The organism is Duganella kummerowiae (assembly GCF_053572355.1).
Genome location: NZ_JBKFEH010000001.1, coordinates 109,126 through 135,663, shown reverse-complemented (window position 1 = coordinate 135,663; position 26,538 = coordinate 109,126). Strand labels below are relative to the sequence as shown.

The 26,538-nt window shown below is 65.0% G+C and carries 12 protein-coding genes; 5 read left to right on the top strand and 7 right to left on the bottom strand.

Annotated features, from left to right (window positions below; translation table 11 throughout):
• Positions 1-33: 33 nt before the first annotated feature.
• A complete protein-coding gene (gene xylA, locus ACLB1G_RS00525) occupies positions 34-1,362 on the top strand; it encodes a xylose isomerase (RefSeq protein ID WP_491625216.1) in 1,329 nt (442 codons plus the stop codon).
• 64 nt (positions 1,363-1,426) lie between these two features.
• Positions 1,427-2,611, top strand: a complete 1,185-nt coding sequence (locus ACLB1G_RS00520) for a LysR substrate-binding domain-containing protein (protein ID WP_491625215.1) — start codon at positions 1,427-1,429, stop codon at positions 2,609-2,611.
• Between the two features lie 48 nt (positions 2,612-2,659).
• Here ACLB1G_RS00520 and ACLB1G_RS00515 read toward each other — a convergent pair whose 3' ends face one another.
• A complete protein-coding gene (locus tag ACLB1G_RS00515; protein ID WP_491625214.1) occupies positions 2,660-5,869 on the bottom strand; it encodes a TonB-dependent receptor in 3,210 nt (1,069 codons plus the stop codon).
• Positions 5,870-6,601: 732 nt separating this feature from the next.
• Here ACLB1G_RS00515 and ACLB1G_RS00510 point away from each other — a divergent pair.
• The 3 genes from ACLB1G_RS00510 to ACLB1G_RS00500 all read left to right on the top strand — a co-directional run bounded on the left by ACLB1G_RS00510 (position 6,602) and on the right by ACLB1G_RS00500 (position 13,763).
• Positions 6,602-9,355, top strand: coding sequence for a glycosyl hydrolase 115 family protein (locus tag ACLB1G_RS00510; RefSeq protein ID WP_491625213.1), 2,754 nt, complete (start codon positions 6,602-6,604; stop codon positions 9,353-9,355).
• A 123-nt stretch (positions 9,356-9,478) separates the two neighbouring features.
• On the top strand, positions 9,479-12,358 hold the full coding sequence (locus tag ACLB1G_RS00505; protein ID WP_491625212.1) for a glycosyl hydrolase 115 family protein: 2,880 nt from the start codon (positions 9,479-9,481) through the stop codon (positions 12,356-12,358).
• 10 nt (positions 12,359-12,368) lie between these two features.
• Entirely contained in the window at positions 12,369-13,763 is a 1,395-nt protein-coding gene (locus tag ACLB1G_RS00500; RefSeq protein WP_491625211.1) for a glycoside hydrolase family 43 protein, read from the top strand.
• A 24-nt stretch (positions 13,764-13,787) separates the two neighbouring features.
• Here the strand turns inward: ACLB1G_RS00500 and ACLB1G_RS00495 are convergent, their stop codons facing one another.
• The 6 genes from ACLB1G_RS00495 to ACLB1G_RS00470 form a co-directional block, all read right to left on the bottom strand.
• On the bottom strand, positions 13,788-16,040 hold the full coding sequence (locus ACLB1G_RS00495) for a TonB-dependent receptor (RefSeq protein ID WP_491625210.1): 2,253 nt from the start codon (positions 16,038-16,040) through the stop codon (positions 13,788-13,790).
• 131 nt (positions 16,041-16,171) lie between these two features.
• On the bottom strand, positions 16,172-16,537 hold the full coding sequence (locus ACLB1G_RS00490) for a DUF2946 family protein (RefSeq protein ID WP_491625209.1): 366 nt from the start codon (positions 16,535-16,537) through the stop codon (positions 16,172-16,174).
• 30 nt (positions 16,538-16,567) lie between these two features.
• Positions 16,568-17,902, bottom strand: coding sequence for an ATP-binding protein (locus ACLB1G_RS00485; RefSeq protein ID WP_491625208.1), 1,335 nt, complete (start codon positions 17,900-17,902; stop codon positions 16,568-16,570).
• Positions 17,899-21,234 carry an eCIS core domain-containing protein gene (locus tag ACLB1G_RS00480; protein WP_491625207.1) on the bottom strand — a complete coding sequence of 1,112 codons (3,336 nt, stop codon included), beginning with the start codon at positions 21,232-21,234 and terminating at the stop codon, positions 17,899-17,901. The genes ACLB1G_RS00485 and ACLB1G_RS00480 overlap by 4 nt, the downstream gene beginning before the upstream one ends.
• A complete protein-coding gene (locus ACLB1G_RS00475; RefSeq protein ID WP_491625206.1) occupies positions 21,231-22,697 on the bottom strand; it encodes a contractile injection system tape measure protein in 1,467 nt (488 codons plus the stop codon). Before ACLB1G_RS00475 ends, ACLB1G_RS00480 begins: the two co-directional genes overlap by 4 nt.
• 6 nt (positions 22,698-22,703) lie before the next feature.
• A complete protein-coding gene (locus ACLB1G_RS00470) occupies positions 22,704-26,507 on the bottom strand; it encodes a hypothetical protein (protein ID WP_491625205.1) in 3,804 nt (1,267 codons plus the stop codon).
• Positions 26,508-26,538: the final 31 nt, after the last annotated feature.

Here is a 26,538-nt window from a genome sequence, read left to right as displayed (position 1 = left end):
CCCCTCAATCACACCAAGCCAAGGAAAACAAACATGCAACAACCTGAATTCAAGAGCATATTCGACGGCATCGCACCGGTGCGCTACGAAGGCGAGGACAGCGACAATCCGCTGGCCTTCCGCTATTACGACCGCGACCGCATCGTGCTGGGGCGGCGCATGGAAGACCAGCTGCGCGTGGCGGCCTGCTACTGGCATAACTTCTGCTGGACCGGGCTGGATCCCTTCGGCGGCCAGACCTTCCAGCGGCCCTGGTTCGAAGGCGGCGCGCCGCTGGCCCTGGCCGAGCACAAGGCGGCCGAGGCCTTCGAGTTCCTGCGTCGCCTGGGCGCTCCGTTCTACTGCTTCCACGACCGCGACGTGGCGCCGGAAGGGGCCACCCCGCGCGAGAGCCGGGAAAACTTCCTGCACATGGTCGAACGCCTGGCCGGACACCAGGAGCGCACCGGGATGCGCCTGCTGTGGGGCACGGCCAACCTGTTCAGCCACCGCCGCTACATGTCCGGCGCCGCCACCAATCCGAATCCCGAGATTTTCGCGCTGGCCGCCCTGCAGGTGCGTGATGCAATGAACGCCACCCGCGAACTGGGCGGCGAAAACTACGTGCTGTGGGGCGGACGCGAAGGCTATGAAACCCTGCTCAACACCGATCTGACCCGCGAGCTGGACCAGCTGGGCCGCTTCCTGTCGCTGGCGGTGGAGCACAAGCACAAGATCGGCTTCAAGGGCGCCATCCTGGTCGAGCCCAAGCCGCGCGAGCCGAGCAAGCACCAGTACGACTTCGACACCGCCACCGTGTACGGCTTCCTGCAGCGCTATGGCCTGGAGAAGGAAGTCAAGGTCAACATCGAGGCCAACCACGCCACCCTGTCCGGCCACACCTTCGAGCACGAGATCGCGACCGCCGTCACCTGCGGCATCTTCGGCAGCCTGGATATCAACCGCGGCGATCCGCAGCTGGGCTGGGATACCGACCAGTTCCCCAACAACGTGCCGGAGACCGCCATCGCCCTGTACCACGTGATGGCGGCAGGCGGTTTCACCACCGGCGGCTGCAACTTCGACGCCAAGGTGCGGCGCCAGTCCATCGACCCTGCCGACCTGCTGCATGGCCACGTGGGCGGCATGGACGTGCTGGCGCGCAGCCTGCTGGCGGCCGAGAAGATGATCGTGGACGGCCGCCTGGCGCAGGCCGTGCAGGAGCGCTACGCCGGCTGGAACGGCAAGCTGGGCGCCGATATCCTGGGCGGCCAGCTGGACCTGGACGGCCTGGCCGAGCATGTGCTGGGGCACAACCAGGATGTGGCGCCGGTGTCCGGCCGCCAGGAGTACCTGGAGAACCTGGTCAACCGGTACGTCTGAAGGAGGTCCTGGCCGCTGGCCGCGCCGCAGCAAGGCCGCCCTTTCCCAGCATGAGGAGTTCGTCTTGTTTGAACTCAGCCAGTTAAGGTGTTTCGTCACCATTGCTGAAGAGGCGCATTTCGGCCGTGCGGCGGAGCGGCTGGGCATGACCCAGCCGCCATTGAGCCGCCAGATTCACTTGCTGGAACATCAAGTGGGTGCGCTACTGCTGGAACGCAGCAGCCGTGGCGTTCGCCTCACCAGGTCCGCGGTAGTGTTCCTGAAAAAGGCAGTATGCATCCTGCGTGCCGCGGAGGATGCCACCCTCATGGTACGCCAGGCCGGGAAAGGCGAGCATGGCAACCTGGTCATTGGATTTACGGCAGGCACGGCATATTCGCTGCTGCCCAGGATCGTGCGCCAACTGCGGCAGTTGATGCCCGGCCTGTCCTTGAAGCTGGTCGAGATGATCAGCACGGCGCAGCTGGATGCGATCAATGCCGGGGACATCGACCTTGGCCTGATGCGCCCGCTTCCACTCCACGCCGAGCTCCACAGCGCGGTCCTCGCGACCGAGGCATTGATGTTGGCCACGCCCGAGGCCGAGGCCGCTGCTTGGCCGGCCGTGCCTGCTCTTACTGATCTGCATGACAAAGCGTTCATCATGTATTCCCCGTACGAGGCGCGCCCGTTCTACCAGATGCTCAACGAGCGCTTTGCCCAGGCAGGTGTCATGCCGCGTGTGGTTGAGCACGTCGGACAGGTGCATGCGATGCTGGCCCTGGTTGCAGCCGGCCTCGGCGTCACGCTGGACGTGGGGCTGATGCGGCCGCATGCCATCAATAGCGAACTTGACACCGTGCCGATTGCAACCGAGTCCCTGGTACTGGTGATCCCGGAGACGCAATCCCAAGCGTGGCCCCCAGAACGCACACTCGATTGCCTGCACGGCAGACCGTTCATCATGTACTCGCCGGATGAAGCCCGGCCCTTTTATCTCATGCTGAACGAGCGTTTTTCCAGGGCCGGCGTGGCACCCGACGTCGTGCAGCACATAGGCCAGGTTCACACCATGCTGGGATTGGTGCGCATCGGCATGGGCGCGGCGCTGATCGCCGAGAGCGCCGCCCGCTACATGCCGGAGGGATTGGTGGTCCGCCGCATGATGACCGAGCCGGTGCAGACTGTCTGCACCTACCGCCGCGACAACCTCAATCCCGTGCTGCGCCTCTTCCTGCGGGAGGTGATTCCCACGTTTCAACTGGATTGAGCGTGCCCTGTGCAGGGCCGAGGCCCCGCGCACGACCCGGCCCCGCCCTCAGAACGTGGCCCGTGCCGACAAGGTAAAACTGCGGCCGGGCTTGTTCTGGGCGTACACCGCGTTTGGATACTGAACATAGGACTGGCTGACTGCATTGTTCAGGTTCCACACGCTGAGGGTCAGGCTGATATCGTTGCTCAAATCCAGTAACTTTTTCAAGTTCGCGCCCACGGACAAGTCAACCTGCTGGCGCGCCGTACTGTAGGCATAGGCGGTTTGGCCGGTCGATGCTGGCGGTATGATCCCGGTGGAGGCATTGATGACCATGGATGCCTGGTATTGGCGCGAGACACGCACATTGACGCCATTGCGCTCGTAATACACGCTCAAGTTGTTGGTGCGGGGCGGGACGTTGGCCACCGGCGGGCCGCCCGGCGTCTCATCCTTCTGGCGGGTGTAGGTAAAGTTGGCGGCGAAGCCGAAGCCCTTGACCGGCAACATATCCAGCGGCTGCTGCCACGACAGCTCGATACCGCGCACCTTGAGCTTGGACGTAATGTTCACCGGTTCGCTCACCGCAATCAAGTGCTTGTCCGGGCCGCCATCGTTGTCCACCACCAGCTGCTGCTGCTGCGACAAGGTGAACGGCAGATCGCTATATTTTTGTTGCAGCTGCGTCAGCGTGTAGATGTTGGTCTTGGTCAGTGGACGGTCGAGCAAATCCTTGGCGAATACGCCGGCGGCAAAGTAAGCCTCTTTAGCGTAGTACCACTCCAGTCCCAGGTCGAGATTGTTGGCCCGGAAGGGCTTCAGGTTCGGATTCGTCACCGATGCCGTTGCCAGGGCCTGGTCACCGAGGTACAACCGGGTTTGTTTCAGATCGTTCGGATTGGCGCGCGTCATCGATTTCGAGGCGGCCACGCGCAATATCACATCCTTCCGCAGGTTATATGCCAGTGCACCGGATGGCAGGACATTGCTGTACTTCTTGGTCTCGTACACCCAACCGAGGGTGCCCGGGTACAAGCCGCCCTGGCTCAGCGTGGCGTTGCGCGGGTCTTCCTGGTAAACCGAGGTGCCTATGGTCTGTACCGTGCGGGCGTAGCGCAGGCCGCCGTCATAGCGCAAGGTGCGGCCGAAGAACTGGGTACGTCCGGTGACCTCCGCGTAGGCGGAATCCACCACCTCGCGCAAATAACCGCCGATGGAGGACGCGTTGCTGGAAGTGATGTTGTTACGCAGGTTGTCCAGGATGGTCTGGTAATTCGTGTCCTGTGCAAATTGCGGCCAATTCAAAACGACAAAGCCGTGGCTGCCCGGCGACAGATAGCTGGCCACCTTGCTGTTCGGTACGACCGAACCCAGGTAGGCCAGCGGAGTGCTGGCGCCGGCCGTCACCCCGGTGCCATAGCCGGGATAGGCGGTGGCGGATACCGGCCCCGGAGCGACGCGGCCGTCGCAGCTGCCCTGGATGGTGGTATTCGGCGCAAAGAAGCTGTCATTCATGTTGTTGCCGCAAGCGATGTTTTGCCAGGCATTGTTGGGTTGCTGGTCCCAGTTGAAATAACGCCTAGAAATATCATCACGCACTGCGCCGCCCTTGACGGTGAAGTCCTCATCCCCCCAGGTGAGATTCAGGCGCGCCCCCTTGGTGGTGTTGGTGCGTTCATAGAGGTTGGTGCGCAAGGCGGAAGCGCCCCCATTTGACGATTGATACCAGCCCCACCCTGCATTGGGATCGTTCAGGTTGGTGTTGCTGGTGTACAGAGGCGTTTCCCCGGCCGTGGTGTTGTCGTACTTGATGACCGAGGGCGCCGACTGCGTTGCCAGCAGTATGCTGGGCGCGAGGCGATAGAAGGAACTGGACGTGTAGTTGAGATTACCGTCTATGGTCAGCTTGTCGCTGGGGCGGAACTCAAAGCCCGGATTGAAACTGCGGAAATGCGTGTTTTCCTTTTGCGGCCGGAATTCCATGCCCCAGAAAGTATTGGCGAAGATACCGCTGGTAATCGTGCAGCCGGCGCTGCAGTCGCTGCGGTCGAAGGTCAGGCCGATCGGGATAGGCGTCGCTGGACGGGTGCCGGCGTTCATGCTCTCTTGCACGAAGGTGCTGCCTTTCTGGGCAAAGATGCTGTCCAGGTAGACGTTCCAATCCTGGTTGGGTTGCCATTGCAGGCTCAGTACCTCGCCCTTGCGCTGGCGGTCGCCGTACAGCAGCATGTGGCGGCCCAGGCGCCCCATCAGCCCGTTGTCGATTTGCTGGATGGTGGCCCCGGGATTGAGCGCCAGCAGCATGGCCTTGTCGATGGTCGCTCCAGGCACCAGCACCGCCCTGGCGTAGTCCGGCAACTGATCGAGCGGCAGTCCGGCCGGCACCACCGTGGGCGTGGACATCGAGCCGCCCGCCGTGCTGTTGGGGTTGTCCGCAGCCGAGCTTTGATTCGACAGCAGCTGGAAATTCCGCATGTCCACCGCTTCGAACTTCTCCGTGAAGAATTTGGTGTTACCAAAGGCAAAACCACCGAGCACGCCTATCTTGCCTATGCCGGTGTTCCAGGTGTTGCTGACCAGCCCAGATCCCGTATTGCCAAACTTGCCGTCCAGGTCGCGATAATTGCCGCTGACCGTAAACGCCGAGCGAAAGCCGCTCTTGTCGAAGGGGCGTACGCTGCGCATGTCGACGTTGCCAGCGATGCCTCCCTCCAGCATGCTTGCCACCGCACTCTTGTACACCGTCGCGCGCCTGAACAACTCCGATGGGAGGAAATCGAGATCGACTTCACGGTTGGCGCTGGGCGTACTGCCATAGCCACCACCGGACGCCGACGACATGGGCGCGCCATTCAAGGTCACGCGGGTAAAGGCCGCACCCATGCCACGGATGGAGATACTGGTGCCTTCCCCGTCGAGCTCGCTGCGCGAAATCGTGACGCCCGGCACCCGGGCCAATGCATCCGCGATATTCGGATCGGGAAATTTGCCCATGTCCTCCGCGAACACCGAATCACTCAAGCCTATGTTGTCGCGCTTCTCCATCGCCGACATCGATAGCGAACTGCGATATCCCGATACGGTGACGGTGGTCAACGGCGTGTCGCTGGCGGGAGCCTGGGCGGTGGTTGCCGGCTGCGCTGCCGGCTGCTGTGCGGGCGCCGGATTTGTTTGCGCATACGCATTGGAAATCATTGCTGCCAGCACGCTCAGCGCAAATACGTCACGGCCAGCGGCCATCCGGCGCGTTGCTGCGCCATGCGGGAATTGATTCATCGTGTCTCCTGTTCTTTTGTGGGCTTGCGCCTGTGGTTGTATCCACGCCGGATGTCGGTTATTGGCCGGCACCGCCTGCCGGACCACGCCTCGGCGTCCTCTGCAAAAAAAGATTGGCGCTAACATTTTTTGAATTCCTGCATGTTAGCGCCACCAAGATTGCTGGAGAAGGGAGCGTCGCGACGGCAAGTTCCGGCTCGCTGGACAGCTGAAATTTACTAGTCCCGCCGGCTATTGGCCAATGCTGTCTTTGGATCGGGCGATTCAAAAAAAGTATTCTTGTGCTCCTTGGAGCGGTACGCATGATTGCGCATAACAAAAAAATTATTAAATGTTGACTTGCGAATTCCCGAACTTTAGACTGGCCGCAAAAAGCAGCGCAGTCTGCTCAGATGAACTAGAGACGGAGACAAGATGAATCGACCACTCGAGCGGCAGCTAGTCACGCGTTGGCTGGCAGGCATGAGCATGCTGCGGGCCTGGACGGCACGGCTGCCGCGGCTGTTTCCCGGCCTGTTTCCCGGCCTGTTTCCTGGCCTGTTTCCTGGCCTGTTTCCCGGCCTGTTTGCAGGCGCGTTGCTGGCGTGCGGCATCCCGCCTGCTGGCGCTCAACCCAGCCTCGGACTGCGGCAACCCTTGGTCACCGGAGTGTCGGATAGCCGGGGCGTGATGATCGCCGCACCCGGTAATGCAACACCGCTGTTGCTTGATGCTGACGATCATTGGGGAGTGTTGCGTGCCGCGCGTGACCTGTCCAACGACATAGGCGTGGTCAGCGGCAACAAGCCGGTAGTACTGAACAGTACGCCTGCCGGCGGCACCAGGACCGCGATCATCATCGGCACCATCGGCAAGAGCCGGCCTATCGATCAGCTGGTCAAATCCGGCAAGCTGAACGTCGACCAGGTTCGTGGACGCTGGGAGGCATTTGTCATCGCCACTGTCGAACAGCCCTTGCCCGGCATCGAGCGCGCCCTGGTGATCGCCGGCAGCGACAAGCGGGGCGCCATCTACGGCATCTACGAGATTTCCGAACAAATCGGCGTGTCCCCCTGGTACTGGTGGGCCGACGTTCCGCCCAAACGTAGCCCGGTCCTGTTCGCCCAGGCAGGTGTTTACACCCAGGGGCCGCCGGCCGTGAAGTATCGCGGCATTTTCATCAATGATGAGGAGCCGGCCCTGGCTGGCTGGGCGCGCGCCAAATTCGGCGGACTCAATGCCAGGATGTACACCCACATGTTTGAGTTGCTCTTACGGCTGCGCGCCAATTACCTGTGGCCGGCGATGTGGAGCAGCGCCTTCAACGAGGATGATCCCGACAATCCCAGGCTGGCGGACGCCTACGGCATCGTGATGGGAACCAGCCACCACGAGCCGATGATACGTTCCCATCGCGAATGGCTGTATCACCGCCCGCAGTACGGCAATGGCGAATGGAATTATCTGACCAATGAAGCAGGCTTGAAGCGCTTCTTCGCGGACGGCGTGCGCCGTAACAAGGCTTACGAAAGCATCATGACCATGGGTATGCGCGGCGACGGCGACGTGGCCATGCCTGATGCGGGCGGACTCGACGCCAACAAGCGGCTGATAGAAAAAATCATCGGCGACCAGCAGCGCATCATCACCGATGAGATGGGTATCGACCAGCACCAGGTTCCCCAGCTGTGGGCGCTCTTCACGGAAGTCCAGAAATACTACGACGCCGGCTTGACGGTGCCCGATAACGTCACCCTGCTGTTCACCGACGACAATGTCGGCAACCTGCGGCGCCTGCCGACGCCGGCCGAACGCCGGCGCAGCGGCGGCGCGGGCATCTATTTTCATATGGACATGAACGGCGGACCGTTCTCGTACAAATGGCTGAACAGTAATCCCCTGCCCAAGATCTGGGAACAGATGAACCTGGCCCATGCCTACGGCGCCGATCAGATCTGGATCGCCAATGTGGGCGACCTCAAGCCCCTGGAAATTCCGATTGAATTCTTCCTGCGCATGGCCTGGGCGCCCGACGCCATCGGCAGGCAGGACATCGGCGCCTGGACCGGGCGCTGGGCGGCGCGCGAGTTCGGTCCGGAGCACGCAGCCGAGATTGCCGATCTGGTATCGCGCTATGCCAAGTACAGCGCATGGCGCAAGCCGGAGCTGGTGCGTCCGGATACCTTCAGCCTGGTCCATTATCGCGAAGCGGAGCGGGTGTCGGAAGCCTGGCATGACCTGAGCCGCCGGGCCCGGGCGCTCAAGGCGCAGATCCCGCCTGAGCAGCAGGACGCCTATTACCAGCTGGTGCTGCATCCCATCCTGGCCCTGTCCAACTTCATCGATCTGTACCAGGCCGCCGGGCGCAACAAGCTGTATGCGGACCAGGGCCGTTATGCCGCCAATGCCGAGGCTGAACGGGTACTCGCGCTGTTCCGGCGCGACCAGGAATTATCCGATTACTACAACCAGCAGCTGGCCGGCGGCAAGTGGCGGCACATGATGGACCAGACCCACATAGGCTACCAGGACTGGCGCTCGCCGCCGGTGAATCTGCTGCCTTCCACCACCCGTGTCGCGCCGGGCGCAGCAGGCGCTATCGGGATTGCCGTCGACGGCTCGGCACAGGCCTGGCCCGCGGGCGGCCAGGCCCGGCTGCCCGCATTTGATTCGATCAACAAGCAGCGCTCCTATATCGAGGTGTTTTCCAGGGATGACCAGCCGCCCCGCTACGTGGTCAGCGCCGACCAGCCCTGGATCAGGCTGGCCAGGGAGCCGCTGCCGGATGGCGGCAAGGACGAACGTGTGTGGGTGGAAGTCGACTGGTCCCGGGTGCCGGCCGGGCCGGCGCAACTGGCGCGCATCAAGGTCGAGGGCGGTGGGCAGCAATGGATGGTCGATGCCTGGGCCACCCGCGCCAGCGCGGAGCAGGCCGAGGCGGCCGCCGGCGCTTTCGGCGGCCTGGCTGGCGCCATCGCCTTCGAGGCCACGGACGCGGTGCGCAACCTGCCCGGCGTCGGCGCGCGCTGGGAAGCCATACCCGACTATGGACGCGCCAGCGGGGGAATGACCATCTTCCCCGTGACCGCCGCCACCGTCCACCGGGCGGCCGATGCCGCGCGCCTTGAGTATCCCGTCTATTTCGCCCATGCCGGCACCTGGACTGTCGACCTCCTGACCGGGCCCACGCTGGACAACTACCCCGGACGCGAGCTGGCGATCGCCCTCGCCGTCGGCGATCAGGCGCCACAGATTGCCAGGGTCTTCCCCGGCGGCCAGCGCGGGTCCGAGGAAAGCTTTCTCGGCAAATACCATAGTCGCAACACAGGCAACAACGCCCGCGTCATGCGTTTTCAGGTCACGCTGGACAAGCCTGGAAAACAGGTGCTGAAGATCTACATGGTGGACCCGACCATCGTCTTGCAGAAGCTGACGGTCTACGACAGTCCGCTGCCGGACAGCTACTTCGGTCCGCCCCCTCGCCCCAGGAATCCAGGCGTCCAATGACGGCCTGCCGGGACCGGTGCGATTCCCCCGCCATACGTTAATTGCGGTTTATAACAAGGAGCACACATGTCAGTAAGGATCTGGTCCGCCCGGACCCGCCTGTTTTCCTTTTTTCTGGTGACTATGGCGATCGCGTTCGCGGCGCCGCTGGCCCGGGCCATCGGGACCGCGCAGTTCGTCAACACGGAGGGCCGCGACGGCGTCGTGGTGGCGGCGCCGGGGCGGGTTGCGCCGCTGCTGGTGTCGCCGACCGACTATCCCGGCGTATTGCGCGCCGCCCGCGACCTGCAAAACGATATAGGCAAGGTCAGCGGCATGACGCCCGCATGGCTGTCCTCCGGCACCGCGTCGGCGCCAGACCTGATCATTGCCGGCACACTGGGCAAGCATGAGGTGATAGACAGGCTGGCAGCCGAAGGCAAGCTGGACACATCTTCGCTGGCGGGTGCATGGGAAGGGTTCGTGATCCAGGCGGTCGCCGATCCCATGCCGGGAGTCAAGCGGGCGCTGGTGATCGCGGGTAGCGACAAGCGGGGCGCGATTTACGGCATCTATACGCTGTCAGAGCAAATCGGGGTGTCGCCATGGTATTGGTGGGCCGATGTGCCGGTGCAGCGCCACCGTACGCTCACCGTGCCGCTGGGCACCCGCGTGCAGGAAAAGCCGGCGGTACAGTACCGCGGCATCTTCCTGAACGACGAGGCCCCTGCCCTGACCAACTGGGCCAAGCAGCGTTTTGGCGGCTTTAATAGTCAATTCTACGAAAAACTGTTCGAACTGATGCTGCGCCTGCGCGCCAACTACCTGTGGCCGGCCATGTGGTATTCGTCTTTCTACGACGATGACAAGGCCAATGGCAAGCTGGCCGACACCATGGGTATCGTGATGGGAACCTCGCACCACGAACCCATGATGCGTGCACAGCAGGAATGGCGCCGCTACGGCAAGGGAGCATGGGACTACCAGAAGAACGGCGACACACTGCGCGAGTTCTGGGCCGGCGGCCTGCGCAATACCCGAGGCTATGAGAGCGTGGTCACGATGGCGATGCGGGGCGACGGAGATGAGCCCATGTCCGAGCAGGCCAACGTGGGGCTGCTGGAGCGTATCGTGCATGACCAGCGTGAGTTGATCCGCAAGGAGTGGGGCCGGCCGCCAGAAACCGTGCCGCAGCTGTGGGCGCTGTACAAGGAGGTGCAGGAATACTACGAGAAGGGCATGCGGGTGCCGGACGACATGCTGCTGCTCTGGTGCGACGACAACTGGGGCAACATCCGCCGCCTGCCGACGCCGGAGGAGCGCAAGCGTAGCGGTGGCGCCGGCGTGTACTACCACTTCGACTACGTGGGCGTTCCGCGCTCCTACAAATGGCTGAACGTGACGCAGATCCCCAAGGTGTGGGAGCAGATGAACCTGGCCAATTCCTACGCGGCGAACCGCCTTTGGGTCGTCAACGTGGGCGACCTGAAGCCGATGGAAGTGCCGACCGAATTTTTCCTCGCCTACGCCTGGAACCCGGCGGCGTGGCCGGCCGCGGAGCTGCCCGGCTACCTGCGGCGCTGGGCTGCGCGCGAGTTTGGCGCCACCCATGCCGAGCGCATTGCCGCCATCGTGGACAAGTACACCCGCTACAATGCGCGCCGCCGTCCCGAACAGCTGGCGCCCGATACCTACAGCCTGCTGCACTATCGCGAGGCGGAACGGGCCGTGGCGGATTACCAGGCGCTGGCAGCCGAGGCCGCACAGGTCGGCAAGATGCTGCCGCGCGCCATGCGCGACGCCTGGTTCCAGCTGGTCGAATATCCCGTGCTGGCCTCGGCCAATGCGCTGGACATGTATGTATCGGCGGGATGGAACCAGCTGTATGCGCGCCAGGGGCGGGTTGCCACCAACGACATGGCGGCCCGGGTGCGCCGCCTGTTCCAGGCCGATGCGGACCTGACGCGGCGCTACCAGCAGGATACGGCAGGCGGCAAGTGGAACCACATGATGTCGCAGACGCGCTTCGGCTACACCAATTGGGACCAGCCTTACCGCGACGTGATGCCGGCCGTGGCCGAATTGCGCGTGCCCGGCGCCGGGCAATTGGCGGCGCCCAACGGCATCCATCCCTCCGACCTGATGGGGGTGGCGGTGGAGGGAGACGCCACGGCCTGGCCAGTGTTCCCTGTCCATCAGCTGGTCCTGCCGCCATTTGACCGCTACCAGCGCGCGCCCCATTACCTCGATGTGTTCAGCCGCGGCGGCCCCGCCTTCGATTACACCATCACGGCCAGCCATCCATGGATCAAGCTCAGTCATGCGGCCGGACGGGTGAGCAAGGAGCAACGCATCGTTGTGGATGTCGATTGGGATGCGGCGCCGGTGGGAGTGACGCAGGCGGAACTGGTGGTGCGCGGCCCCGACAAGGCGGCCGTGACCATCAAGGTGCCGGTCCATGCGCGGCCGGCGGCCGGGACGGGGCATGTGGAAACCGGCGGCGTGGTGGCCATCGAGGCTGAGCACTATAGCCGCGCGGTGGCGGCGCCGGGACGCCAGTGGCTGACGATACCGGGCTACGGCCGCACGCTGTCGGGAGTGACCCCCATGCCATCGGCCGCGCCTGCGCTGGCCGTGGCGGACGGCATGCGGCTGGAGTATGACGTCCAGTTGTTTACCGCCGGCGAACTCAAGGTGAGCGCCGTGCTGGGCCCCACGCAGAAATTCCAGCCGGGCCAGGGATTGCGCTACGCCATTTCCATCGACGACGGCCCGCCCCAGGAAGTCAATGTGCACGCCGACCAGAGCGAGGGACATTGGCGCCGCATCGTGTCTGACGGTGTGGCGTCCTTCGTCACCACGCACCGTGTGGACGCGCCCGTTAGCCACGTCGTCAAATTCTGGACACTGGACCCGGGGCTGGTGCTGCAGCGGCTGGTGCTGGACGCGGGCGGACTCAAGCCCAGCTACCTGGGGCCGCCGGAAAGCCCAAGATTGCCCGCCACAAAAAATCTCGCGCAATAAGGGAGGCTCAATGAAGACGAGGATACTGTTCGGTGCGATGATAGCCCTGGCCTGCCTGGCACTGCGGGCCGAGGCAGGCAACCCGATCATCCAGACCAGGTTTACCGCGGACCCTGCCCCCATGGTGCACGATGGGGTGCTGTACCTGTACACCAGCCATGACGAAGAGGACGCGCAGGGCTTCAAGATGCTCAACTGGATGCTGTATTCCACCACGGACATGGTCAACTGGCGCGACCACGGCGTGGTGGCGTCGCTGTCGACCTTTCCATGGGCGGTACAAACCAACGACGCGTGGGCGCCCCAGGTGGTGGAACGGGACGGCAAGTTCTACCTGTATGTTCCGGTCAGCGTGGCCGGCTGGCCCAAGAATGTGATTGCCGTGGCAGTGGCCGATCATCCGGCAGGCCCCTTCCGCGATGCACTCGGCCATCCCCTGATCGACAAGGCGGTGGGCTATATCGATCCGACGGTGGCCATCGACGACGACGGGCAGGCCTACCTGTACTGGGGCAACCCCGAGCTCTGGTATGTGAAGCTGAACCGGGACATGATTTCCTATTCCGGCAGTGTGACCAAGGCCACCGGCAAACCGGCCAATTACCAGGAAGGGCCCTGGTTTTACAAGCGCAGCGGCCGCTATTACATGGCGTACGCCTCGACTTGCTGCCCGGAGGGCATCGGCTATGCCATGAGCGACTCCCCCACCGGGCCCTGGAATTACAAGGGCATGATCATGCATCCCACCCCCGCATCGAGCGGAAATCATCCAGGCATCGTCGACTACAAGGGACATTCCTATCTTTTTGGCTTCAACTACCAACTGAATTTCGCCCAGACCCCCATACACCGGGAGCGCCGGTCGGTAACGGTCGCCAGCTTCGGCTATGAACGGGATGGCACCATCTCCACCCTGTCCTGGTGGAATGCGGAGGGTGTACAGCAGCTTGAACATCTTGACCCCTACAAACGTGTGGAGGCTGAAACGATCGCGTGGACCTCGCGACTCCCCCACCCCTGGGACCGGCCGTTCGACTGGGCCCCGGGCGTCACCACCGCACAAGCGGCGGATGGCAGTGTGTACGTCACCAATATTCTGGACCGCAGCTATATCAAGGTTGCCGGCGTCGATTTCGGCGCGAAAGGCGCCACGGGGTTTTCCGCAGCCGTGGCCAGCGGGGGCCAGGGCGGGCAAATGGAAATCCGCCTGGGCGCCGTCGATGGAGAGCTCATCGGCACCTTGACGGTACCTCGCACCGGGGATTGGAACACCTGGCAGCTACGCCAGACCGAGGTGAAAAGCGTACCAGGAGTCAAGGACGTGTTCTTCGTCTTCAAGGGGAAAGGAAGGGAGCCCTTGTTCAATATCGACTATTGGCAATTTTCCGAAGGGGGCCGCAGGTAGCCAGCCCCCTGGGAACGCCAACACCTACAAGTCAAACTTCAACTCCGCCACCAGGGTGCGCTGGGTGTAGGGGTGGAAGTTCCAGTAGGTGTAGTTGTTCAGGTTGTCGATGCCCAGTGCCCCGCTCCACTGCGGGTTGAAGCGATAGGTCAGGCGGGTGTCGGCCGTGAAGTATTTGCTGGCGCCCATGTAGGCAAAGCCATTCGGATCGCTGTTGTCCAGCGTCGAATACTGCTTGCCGCTGTAGCGCGCGGCCAGGGTCCAGGCCAGCTTGTCGGTGGCGCGCCAGATCGCCACACCGGTGGCCCGCCATTGCGGAATGCGCGGCTGCCATTTGCCCACGCTGGCCGCGAACTTGTCGTTCTTCGTGATGGTCGAGTCGGTCCAGGTGGCGCTGGCGTTCAGGTCCAGGCCGCGCAGCAGCACGTCGGATTTCTCGTACGCGGCCTCCAGGCCCCTGGTGCGGATGCGGTCTATGTTCTGGATGGTGCTGGCCGTGGAACCGGCCAGGGTGTTGACTTGCGAGTACAGAGCGTCCGTGGTGTGTTCGGCAAAGGCCGTGAGGCGCAGGCGGCCCTGTTCCAGGCGGCGTTCCGCAGTCCATTCCGTGGTCCAGGATTGCTCCGGCTTCAGATTGGGATCGTTGTTGATCAGCTGTCCCAGGCTGTTGATGCCGCCCTGGTACAGCTCGGACACGGTCGGCATGCGCACCGCGCGGCCCAGCGAGGCTTTCAGGGTCCAGTCCTCGCTGGCCAGGTAGGACAGGGCTGCCTTGGGCGAGACATGGTGTTCCTTGCGCTCGCCTTGCGGCACCGTGGTGGTGGCGTTGGAGGTCTTGCCGTCGCGCGCCGCCCAGTATTCCAGGCGGGCGCCCAGCACCGCCTTCCAGCGCGGGCTGAATCTCCAGGCATCCTGCGCATACAGGGCGTCGATGGCGGTCCTGCCGCTGAAGGCGGAATTGCGCGCGCCGGGGGCGCCGTCCACCCAGTTGCTGGTGGCGTTTTCCACGCTGTTCAATTTGTAGGCTTCGCGCTGGACACCGAATTCCACGATGTGCGCGCCGCCCAGGCCTTCCGGTCGCCAGATGCCCTTGGCGGCCAGGGTGTTCCAGCCGGTGCCGCCCTGGTTGACGATGCGCCCGCCGCTGGCCGTGGGCGCGCGCAGGATGTCCTTGCCATAGTCGTACAGGCTGGCCGCCAGCTCCCAGTCGAATACCGATCTGGCATGGCTCTTGATGGACAGTCCGTGCATGGTGTGCCGCAATTCCTCGTTGGACTGGCTGAAGTCCGTGCGCGCCAGCGAGTAGCTGCGGCCTGCGACGTTCACGGCGCCGCTGTACACCGGCTGCCCGGCTGCGTCGCGCAGGTAGCTGGCGGACCGGCCTTCGGCATCGTTGCCCCACCAGCCCAGGGTGTAGCTGGCGCGGATGGTGGGGCTGACGTCGTAGGCCAGCTTGGCCTTCACATGGTCCTGGATGGTGTGGTACTGGGTGCCGGCGCCCAGTATCAGCCAGGCCTGGTTGGCCCGGTCCAGGCCGGGCACGGCGCCGCTGACTGCAGTTCCCGCAGTCCCGGCGCTGCCCGCGCCAGGCGCCCGGGTGATGAAGGTGAGCGGCTGGCCTTCGCTGTCGTTGCGGCTGACGTCCAGGAACCAGGACCATGGTCCAACGCGATCGCCCAGCGAGAAGCTCATCTGCCTGCCGTTGTAGTTGTCGTCGGTGTTATACAGTGCGAAGTGCTGGCGCGTGAGCGCCACCTTGGCGTGCGCTTCGAAGCTGGTCGGCATGCGCGTCACGTAGTCGACCACGGCGCCCGCCGAGTTGCCGCCGTAGGCCGCCGAGAACGGCCCGTACAGCACGTCCACACGCTCGATTTCCTCCGGGCTGACCATGCCCCAGCGCGGCGCGAAAGTGGCGCCGTTGCCGAGATAATTGGACAGCAGGATGCCGTCCGCATAGACAGCGGAACGGGCGCTGTTGCCGGTACCCGAGGCGCGCGTGGACAGCACGGCGTGGTTGTAATCGCCGTTGTAGCGCTTGCGCACCAGCAGGCTGGGCAGGTATTTGAGCGCGTCTTCCGCGTCGGTGGCATTGATGGTGCGCGCGATGTCGGCGCCGGTCACGCCTTCGATGGTGGTCGGGATCTGGGCCGGGAGCGAGGTCGGGCGGCTGCCCTGTATGGTGACGGTCTCCATGGGGGCGCTCTCTTCGGCGGCGGCGTGATGGGCGAACACGGCCAGCAGGCTGGCCAGGATGGGCTTGAGTCGGTAATGCGTCATGCTGAGTCCTCAGGTATGTCTCGATGGCCGGCGCCAACGCCGGCGCGCTGCTCGCGCACATGCGCGGCAGCGGGAGTGTGGTATCGGGAAGCGGCCGGCGGCGGCGTGCGGCCGCACCGGTCTACGGAAGGTCAGGCGACGCGGGGAGGTCCGCGCGGATGGGCGGCGGCCCAGCTGTGCAGCGTAGCGGGCGCGCGGTAGTACAGCGGAGGATAGAGGTCGTGTCCGACTATGATGGCGAAGCTGACCGGCAGCGGCGGCGGCAAGGTGGTGCTGCCGCCGTGCGTGGCGCAGTACGGGCAATGCTTGACATGGTGCTGCAGCGGATCGGCAGGCTGCTTTTGCGGGTCGGCCACCAGCTTGGCGCCTTCGGCGGTACAGATCTCGGACCAGGTGATGGTGCGGGCCGCCAGCGCATGCGAGACCGACGGCGCAAGCGCGGCAAACAGCACGGCCAGTGCGGCCAGCCACAGCGTCAGCGTGCGTTGTATCGTCATTCTCTGCATGCCGCAATTATAAGGGAAATGTCATACCACGCGGCCCTCTTTTACATACTCGCGCAGGATGGCGCGCTCCAGCGTGGCGGCATCCAGGGTGGTGGCGCCGGCCGCCAGCAGCTGCAGCGCGCAATGGTGGCAGACGTTCAGGATGCCGGCCCCGCTCAGCTCGTGGCGCAGCGCGACGGCGCTCCAGTCCAGGTCTGGCGCCAGCATCACCTGGGGCGGCATGGTGCGGCGCCAGAGGGCCTCGCGCTCCGCCGCCCCTGGAATGGCAAAGTGGATCATGCTCTGGAAGCGGCGCACGAATGCGTCGTCGATGTTGCCGCGCTGGTTGGTGGCCAGTATCACCAGGCCGTTGTAGCTTTCTATGCGCTGCAGCAGGTAGGCCACTTCCTGGTTGGCGTATTTGTCGTGGGCGTCGCGGATGTCGGTACGCTTGCCGAACAGGGCGTCGGCCTCGTCGAAGAATAGTATCCATTGCTTGTTCTCGGCCTTGTCGAACAGGCTGGCGAGGTTTTTCTCGGTCTCGCCGATGAACTTGGACACCACGCGCGACAGGTCGACGCGGAACACATCGAGTCCCGTGCGGCGGCCCAGCAGCGCCGCCGTCAGGGTCTTGCCGGTGCCGGGCGGGCCGTGGAACAGGGCGCGGTAGCCCGGTTTCATCTTGCGGCCCATGCCCCAGTGCTGGAGCAGGGTGTCCTTGTGGCTGATCCAGCGCTCGATGTCGCCGATCTGGCGCAGGGTGTCGGCATCCAGCACCAGCTCGTCCCACTCGACGCCGGTCTCCAGGAGCTCGGCCGGGAACTCGCTGCTGAAGCGCGGCTTGCTCACCTCGCCCACGGTCAGCATCTCGACCACGTCCGGCGCCATGATCAGGCGCCCGCTCATGGCGCTCTCCCCTTCCCGCACCGGTTCCAGCCACAGGATGCGCCGGCGCGCGAACCAGTGGTCGCTGCCCAGCATGCGCTGGATTTCCAGCCGCAGCGGCATGTGCTGGCCGGCCAGGATGAACTGCACCGTTTCTCCGGTGGCCAGCAGGGCGCGGCTGCCGCCGCGCACGCCGCCGAAGGAGGGAAAGTCGCCGCCCTCGGGCAAATGCTGCGCCACCAGCTCGTTCAGCAAGGTGGGATGGATGTGCGGCAGCAGCGCCAGCAGCAGCACCATGTATTCCTCGAAGCTGGGTTCATGCTGGCGCAGGAATTCGGCGAACGGCGAGCCATCCTCGCGGTAGGCGTTGGCCTGCACCGCCTGCTCCAGTTCCGCCAGCGGCGCGTTGCGCAGGCGCGCGGCAATATACCCGGCCAGGTAATCGATGGCGATCTGCAGGTTGGCGGCGGCCGAAGGATTATCCCTGCTCATGGCCATCCGCTAGGCGTGAAGCTGCTGTCGAAAGCCCAGGCCCGCTTGACGTGGGCAATGTGGTCATTGATCTTGGACGGCACGCCCGCCATGTCCGGATGGTCGCGGTCCAGGCGGAAGCTGTAGGCCAGGTTGGCGGCCTGGCCGCCGATGAACAGGTTGCGCGCATAGCTGAAGAATTTGTTGTAGCGCTTGTTGGCGCCGGCCTTGATACCGTCCAGCGACAGGGCGTCCACCGGGGTGCGCCCTTCGGCGATGGAGGAACGCTGTTCTATCAGGATCTTGGCCTCCGATACCTTCTTGCCCACCAGCGAACTTTCGTAGTGGTTGATCATGTCCGATGAGGACACCACATGGCGCCGCGCCAGCTGCTGCATGCTGTGGTTGAGCGACACCATCTGCCCGGTCAGCTGCGGATTCTTGCTGGCGCTGGCCTTGAGGTCCTTGATATTGGCCGGATTGCGGGCAAGGTGGTCGGCCGCGATGGCCAGCAGGCCGGACACGCTGAAGCTGCCGCGCGAGAGCGCAATGTCGCCCGCCTTGATCACCACATCCTCGGCAATGCCCCAATCAACGAAGGCGGTGTTGATATCGGTGGCAATGCCCTGCAATTCCGTGTCCAGGCTGGCGGACGCCGTGTCGGCGGCGGCATTGCTGGTGGCCGGGGCCTTGTTGTCGTCGAATGCGGCCAGCGTGGCCTGCAGCGTGGCCACCTTGCCTTCGCGGCCCTGCATGGCCGTGACCTTGGCCTGCGGGTTCTTGGCGGCCGGGACGCTCTTGTCCTTGATGACGTCGGACAGGAAGACCGAGGGCAGCTTGGGCGCCGACCTCAATACCAGCCTGGCCGCGCGCTTTTCGCCGTCGAAGGTCAAGGTATGGCTTTCGCGGCCGAAGCTGACCGGTACCTTCTTCTTCCACCACATCAGTGCCTTTTTGGCGGCCGCGCCCAGCTTCTTGAGCAGGTTGCCCAGCCAGGCCACGATCTTGTCCAGGCCCTTGTCGATCGGCGCCCGTATCTTGCGCACGATGCCGACCAGCTTGTCCGGTATGCCACCGAGGCCGGCGAACTTGGCCAGGAAGGCGATCACCACGGTCAGGGTGCTGGCCATGGTCTGTTCCACCTTCTTGGCCGCTCCCGCCAGCTGGCCCGAGGCGATGGCCGATATCGAGTCGATGAAGGAGCCCACCACGGCGGCGATCTGGTTGATCTTCTGGATGAAGAAGGTGATCGTGTTGTAGATGGCGATGATGGCCTGTATCACGGCCCCGGCCGGGTTGATCATGGTGACCAGCTTGGCCACGGCGGCCTTGACGATCTCGCTGGTGACCATTTCCGTCACCTTGGCGATCATGCTGTCCTTGAGTTCATTAAGCTCCGCCTTGATCTCCTGCCAGGCGGCGGCCGGACCATCGCGCACCAGGGTCACCAGCACGCTGGCGGTTTTCTCCAGCAGCACCAGCACCGGCTCGGGGATGATCTTGACCAGCTTGGCGCGGATGTTGGTCCAGGTCAGGCCCAGCACGGACAGCACCAGCTTGACGATTTCCAGCAGCTCGAAGCTCCTGGGAATGTACACGCCCGCCTCCGCCAACGGCCCCGTGATCCACTTGACCAGCGCGGTTTTCAGGTGTGTTCCGATATTGGCGGCGAAGCCCTGGAAGCCCATCTTGCCGGCTGCCACCAGGTTGCCGGCGAAGCCGACCGGGTTCTGGATGATGCTGCGGAACGCCCCCTGCGCTTTCTTCACGTACGGGATGGCGCCGGGCGCCACCACGGTGAAGATAATCTCCAGCAGGGTGATGACCTGGCCCCCGGCCCAGCTGAAGAACTGGCCCGCAATGTTCAGGAAAGCGCGGCCCACCTTGGCAAACAGGCCGGTGATGCTGACCACGTCTTCCCAGGTGATGCTGCGCAGCGTATCGACGACCTGGCCCGGAATGGCGCGCACGAAGCCCATCAGCCCCGCCAGCGCCCCCTGGAACCAGGCCCAGGCCCGCGCGATGGCGTTCCCCTTCTGGATGTTCTTCCAGATTTCCTCCTGGCCGATCAGCTTCATGAAGCCGCCGATCAGCACCTCCGGCGAGCGCGCTACGGCCACGCCGGTAATGGGGTCCTGCCCCAGCACCGCCTTGAGCAGGTCGTAGCCGGCCGTGCCCTCGGCCAGCGCCGCCAGCGGCATCAGCACCACCTCGCGCACCATGTTCAGCAGTTCGGCGACCACGCCGGCGCCAAACGAGATCAGGCGAGCGATGGGTGCGGTGAAGATGGCCTTGGCGCGGTCCCACACGCCGCCCAGGTCGAAAATATCGGTCCAGCTCAGCGTGTCCAGGAAGCGGTGCAGCGCGGCCGCCAGCTCGCCGCCGATGTCGGCCAGGGCCGCCATCTTTTGTTCCACCCAGGCGCCGGCGCGGTTGAAGATGCCGTGCGCATCGAGCGCCCGCGCCACCAGCGCGCCGCCGGGAATGACCTCCACCAGCCCGCGCAGGATGTTGGCGGCGGTACGCGCCTCGCTGCGGCGGTTGATCGGGTTGAAGCCCAGCACGATGCACAGCAGCCGGTAGCCCGGCAGGTAATAGGCCTTGTCGGCGAAGTAATCCAGTGCATCCTGCACGCCCAAACGCTGTATGGAGGGTGTGGCGGCGTTGGCGCTGACCTGCGCCGGGGATGAGATATGGGCTGGGATATGGGCTGAGATATGGGCTGACGCCGTTGTTGACGCAGCTGCCGCACCACTGGCCGGGCTGCGCTGGATGGCGTGGCCCTGCTGCACCGTGTGCGTGAGCTCGTGCGCCAGCAGGTGCTTGCCTTCACCAGTGCCGGGCTGGTACTGGCCCTCGCCAAAGAACACGTGGTTCTGGTAGGTGAAGGCGCGCGCGCTCAGGCGCTTGCTCAGGGTGGCGGCCGGCTGGTCGTCGTGGATGCGCACGGTGCTGAAGTCGGCGCCGAAATGCGGCTCCATCTGCCCGCGCACCTCGCTGGACAGGGGTTTGCCGCCTGCCATGCTGCTGTTCAGGGCCGACTGGCCGGCTTCGTCCAGCACGGGCGCGCCACCGGTTTCCTTGCGCGAGATGCGGTCCTGGGCGCCATCGCGCGGACGTTCATCCGGCAGCGCAGCGCCCGGCAACGGCTGGCGCGCGGGCGCGCGCAGCACGCGGTCGGCCATGCGGTCGGCTTCCTGCTCGAACTTGTCGCCGGGCTGGTTGACGCTCAGCTTGGCCTGGATGGGGCCCGCCGCCTTGGCGAAGAATGGCTGGTTGGCAGCCCGGTGCACATGGCTGGCGGTGCCGGTGCTGGACGTGCTGGTGCTGGATTTGTCAGCGCTGGCTTTCATGCCCACTCCACCCACAGGATGCCATCCATCCACGGCAGGCGCACGGCGGAATACCCCCATGGCAGCTGGCCCAGCAGGATGTCGGCGGTCTGCTGCTCGACCTGCAGCAGCCATTCGCCTGCGCGCATGACGAGCTTGCCGGGGCGCAGCAGGAAGGCCCCGCGCAAGCCATCGGGAGAAGTGCCGCGCAGCGCCGTCCAGTGGCCGATCACGGCCTGCAGCAGGGCGTCGGCCTCCAGTTGCTCTTCAGGACTGGCGGCGATATCCGCTTCCACGCCGGCCGTCAGCGGCACATTGCACAGCACCTTGGCCAGCGCCAGCGCATATTCCGGCGCGCAGGCGCGGCCGGTGGCCAGGTAGTGCAGCAGCGCGAGCGCGCGGCCGGCGTCCAGCAGCATGGGGCCGTCGCTGACGCCCAGTTTGTCGAACAGGCGGTTGATAAAGGGATGCAGCAGCACCAGGCCGGCGTTGTCGACGTAGATGCCACTGTGCTGGGCCGGATGGCCGTCGCCGCCGGTGCCCGGGGAAGACGCCGACAGCGGGCTTTGGCTCGCCGCTCCCGCCGCGGCCGGCGCTGCGGCGTCCTGCCCGCCCGGCGACTGCGACGTGTCGCCGGGCGCAAAAACGGGCCGCAGCGCCAGGGTCACGGCCAATTCCGTATCGCCGGCCGCCAGCGCCTCGCGGATGCGCCGCGGCTCGGCGCCTGCCGTGGCGCGCACGGCTTCGGCCAGCGCGCAGTCGCACAGCAGGCGCCTGGCTGGCGGTTCACGGCCGCCCGCGCCACGACAGCGCAGGATTTCCAGGCTGACCTCCAGCGCATGCGCCAGTGCGGGCGACATGCGCGCCAGCAGCGCTGCCAGCGCGGGAGCCGTGAACTGGCGCGATGCGCGCTCGCGGGCGGCGGCCGACGCCAGGGCCTGCGCCAGCACAGCACTGATGCCGCGCTCGCCCGGCGCCGCCTGGGCCGCGCCGGCCACGCCAGTTGCGCCAGATATCGGCGCCTCGCGCCAGGCCGACAGCAGCATGCCTTCCAGCGTCGTTCCGTTGGCCAGGTGGCAGGCCGCCGGCAGCGTGCCGTAGTTCAGGAAATACGCCAGCACCTCGTCCGTGGCCTGCGCCGTGCTGAGAAAACTGGCGCCGCCCTGTGCGCCCTGCGCGCGTCCCGCGTCCGCCGTGGAAAGGTGCGCGGCGAGCGCCTCATCCAGGCAGCACTTGAGCAAGGCAGGCAGCGCCTGCTCCAGTTGCGATAGCGGCACGCTGCCGGCGTCGAGCTCCAGCCTGTCGATGCGCAGCACGCCGTGCGGCGGCGCGCAGCGTTCCAGGGTCTGCTCGATCACCGGCAGCAGCTGGCGCGCATGCAGTTCCGCCATGCGCCGCTGCAGCGCCATGCCCGCCGCCTCGCTGCCCCGGAAGTCCACCTCCAGGACCTGGCGTACGATGCTGTGCGGCGCGGGTTGCGGCATGGCGGCTTATCCCGCGTTGATCTGCGAGGTGGCGACGGCAACACAGCCTTCCTCGGTGTAGGCCGTCAGGCGTATGTTCTTGATGACGGGCCGGTGCACGGTCACCGTCACACGCGTGCTCTTGCCCTCGGCCACGATGGGCACGGCCTCCTGCACCTCCCACAGGTACAGCACCGGTTCCGGCCCAATGGCGTTGGCGCTCAGGGTGATGACATCGCTGCCGGCGTACTTTGCGCTGATCTCCAGCTTCAGGTCCAGCCCCTTGCAGCCCTGCTCCACCGGCCGCTTGGGATCGCATTTGTAGATGGTCGCGCAGTTGAATGGCGGGATCCTGACCCGGCCGCTGAACAGCGCCGTACCTTCGGGGGTATAGCTGCTGTCGATGGAGAACTGGTTCTCGCCCTGCGCGCCGCGGAAGGCCAGCCTGAGCTCGAAGTGCAGGCAGCTGAAGTATTCTATCCACAGGACCGGCATGCCCACGGTCTTCACATCGTATTTCAGGATGAACCAGTCGTCGCTGCCGACCGCCTTGGCGACCAGCTTGTTGATGTTGTTGATGGCGGCGTTCACCACCTTGTCATAGCTGGCGTTCAGGTCATCGGGCTTGATGCCGGCCAGGATGGCCTGGACTTCGCGACCGAGGTCGACCACCTTGCCATCCCTGAACTCGAACTTGAAGCTGGCGACTTCGGTACTGGTTTCCTTGAACGGCCTTTCCCTGTCCCCATCCGGTATCCAGAAGCGGAAGCCGCAGCGCCGCGCCACGCCTTCGCACGGCAGGTCGCACACCGGTACGACCTCGTGTCTGTATTCGCCGCCGGTGGCGCAGCCGGCGCTGTCGCTGATCTCGACCTTGACGGCGCCGCCGCTGGGGACGGACTCGCTCAGATAGCGGTTGATGTCGATGGCGCCGCCGCTGCTGGCCGTATAAGGCAGCACGCCGCCCAGGATGGGTATGCTGGCGCGCCAGGTCATGCTTGCCTGGTCTTCCTGGTATTCCGGCTCGCCCAGGCGCAGTTGCGACGGCACGTTGATGTCCTGCGGCGCCGATTCGGCGCCGGCGCTGTCGCGGATGGCCAGCGTGTGGTCGCCCACCGCCAGCGCCACCGGCCCGGCCAGCAGCTTGTAGGGCTGGCCGTCCAGCCGGTAGCTGATGGGCGCCGTACCGCCTTCCGGCTTGAGCGTGGCCAGTGCGCTGCCGGTGGCGTCGGTGCAGCCCAGCGTGATGCTCAGGCCCAGCGGCGGCAGCGGCAGCACGTATTCGATGGCGGGGCCGTCGCCGCCGACCCGGTATGGCAGGTAGAAGTCGGCAATGACGGCGCCGTTGTCCACCCCTTTGAGCGCGGCGGCGATCGGGCCGGGCCCGGCGCTGGCCATGATGGCGGTATTGCCGCGCTCGTCCCCACCCAGGACGGAGATCAGCTCCAGCATGTCCGGATCGTCAGCGTAGCGCAGGTCGCCGCCCAGGCGGCGCAGCGCGCGCTTGACGCTCTCCTTGCCCTGGCTGCGGTGGCTCAGGTCCCCGATCAGGAACTCCTGCGGCGCCGCCGCAGCGTCCTGCTGGTGGTAGACCAGGATGAAGGTGCCGCCCAGCGGCACGCCCGCCTTGTGCTGTATGCCCGGATGCTGCTGCAGGAAATAGCCCAGCACCTGCTGCTGCTTGAGCTGCCGCAGGCGGCGCTGGAATTCCTCGACCAGCGCGTGCACTGCCTCCAGGTTGCAGCCGTACAGGATCTGGTCGAAGTGGTCGACCAGGTCTTCCTGCGGCATGAACTCGGACAGGCTCCCGGGCACATTGCTGCGGCTGTCGCCACGGAAGTTGCGGGTCAGGGCCAGCAGGTCCTGGCACTTGTTTTCAAAGTCCGGGTACGCCAGCGCATCGAGCTTGTCCGGCAGGGTTTCCGACAGCTTGGTCATGTAGTAGATGGACACCACCTGCGGATAGTATTTGCCCTGCAGGCCGGTGGTGCCGGTGAACAGGCCGCAGTACACCATCAGGATGGCGCCCAGGTCGATGTTGTTCTGGTCGACGTCGATATACGGCCGCGCCAGGTAATTGTTCAGGTATTTTTCATACCACGCGCCTATGGTTCCAGCCTGGTACTTGTACTGCGGCGCGCGCGTTTTCAGCAGCGGATGCCTGGGCGTGCCGGCAGGTTGGCCGCTGTCGGCCGGGGTCTCGTACAGGAAGCGTATGCCTTCCGTCAGGCTGGCCAGGATTTGCTCCCGCAGCACGTCGTACAGGGCTTCCAGGTCGGACCAGTGCGCCGACTCGTTGCCGATGAGCGCAGCGTTTTCGTCGAAGGCGCCCGTGCGCAGGGCAATTACCTCTATCGGCAGCCGGTACTGGTTGCGCAGCTTGAGCAGCGTGGCCAGCACCGGCTGGTACTGTTTCCCCAGGTGGCCTTCGATGCGCAGGAAGTTGTTGGTCTCCAGGTCGTAGCGCAGCGCATCCGTCACGAAGGATGGCGCGGCGGGCGCGTATTCCGTGCTGCGGTAGCCCAGGTTCTGGTTGGCGCGCCCGCGCCGCGTACGTTCCGGACTCCAGCGCTGGTACAGCGGTGTGTCCCCGGCTTGGGTGTAATAGTAGGGAATGGCCCTGCAGGCCAACGCCTGCGGCCCTACGGTGCTGGGGGTGATGCGGATCTGCATGTTCGCGGCGGGCAGCGGCGGCTGGTGGGTGAAGCTGTCCGCGATGCCGACCAGGCGCGCGAACAGGGCCAGGAATTCATCGCGCAGTTCCTCCCCCGCGCAGGCCGGGGCATAGCTGTTGCGATACAGGGCGGGATAGACGCCGATGGGCTTGGGCACACCCAGCATCAGGTGACGCGGGAACAGCTGTTCGGACGGCACGCAGGCGCAGACCAGTTCCATGCCCTTCCAGCGCATTTCGTCATAGGCGCGCAGCAGGTCGTCGAACAGGCCGTAATAGTATTGCAGGAACAGGATCCGGGCGCTGTCGCCATCGCTATTGTCGAGGAAGCCGAATTTTCCGCTGAAGCCGGAAAACGGGTCGCTCGCATACTGGTCCTGCAGCAGCGGCTTGAAGGCCGCGTAAGCGGCGCTGAAGGCTGCCTTGGCGTTGGCGGCCAGCTGGGCGTCCGCGAATACCTTGCGGTAGGCGGCCAGCACCTGCTCCGACGTGGTGGGCGAGGTGTTGGGGACGTCGTAGCGCGGCAGGCGCAGGTCGGGCAGGTTGAGGCGGCTCAGCGCCAGGGCTTCCAGGTCCGCCGTGGTCATGCCGCTGCCCTGCGCCGCGCCCTCGGCAATGACCTTGGCCAGGTCGGCCACGCCAATCAGCAGGCGGCGCACGGTGGCCACCAGCTGCGAGCCGCGGTCGTTGCAGTCGTTGGGGCTGCAGTTGCGCAGACCTTCCTTCTTCAGTTCTACGAACAGCAGCACGGCCTTGTTGTCCAGGAAGCCGGCCGGGCTGCCAATCGGCGTGGTGTCCGGTTCCCCGGCCGGGAACAGTTCCCACAGCGGATAGCTGGGGCGGCCGGGTTGGGATTTGTCGCGCAACAGGAGGTAATCCACGTCCAGCGGCAGCGTGTATTCGCGGTAGGCGGTCAGTGCCACCGCATCGGACTCCACAGCAAGGTAGCCTTCCGTGGTGATGCCGCAACCGGGCGACAGCTGCAGCGTGCCGCCGTCCAGGCGCAGCGCCAGGCCGCAGGTGATGCCGGTGCCGATCAGGTTGGCGCGGGTCAGCCTCTCCTGCTCGCCCAGGTAGTCGAACAGCTGGTTCAGGTGCGCATTCGACAGGACCTGGTTCGCCTCGAAAACAGGATAGGTATCTTGGACAGTCTTCATGTTCGGCACCGTAGTTCGGAAGTGGGCATGG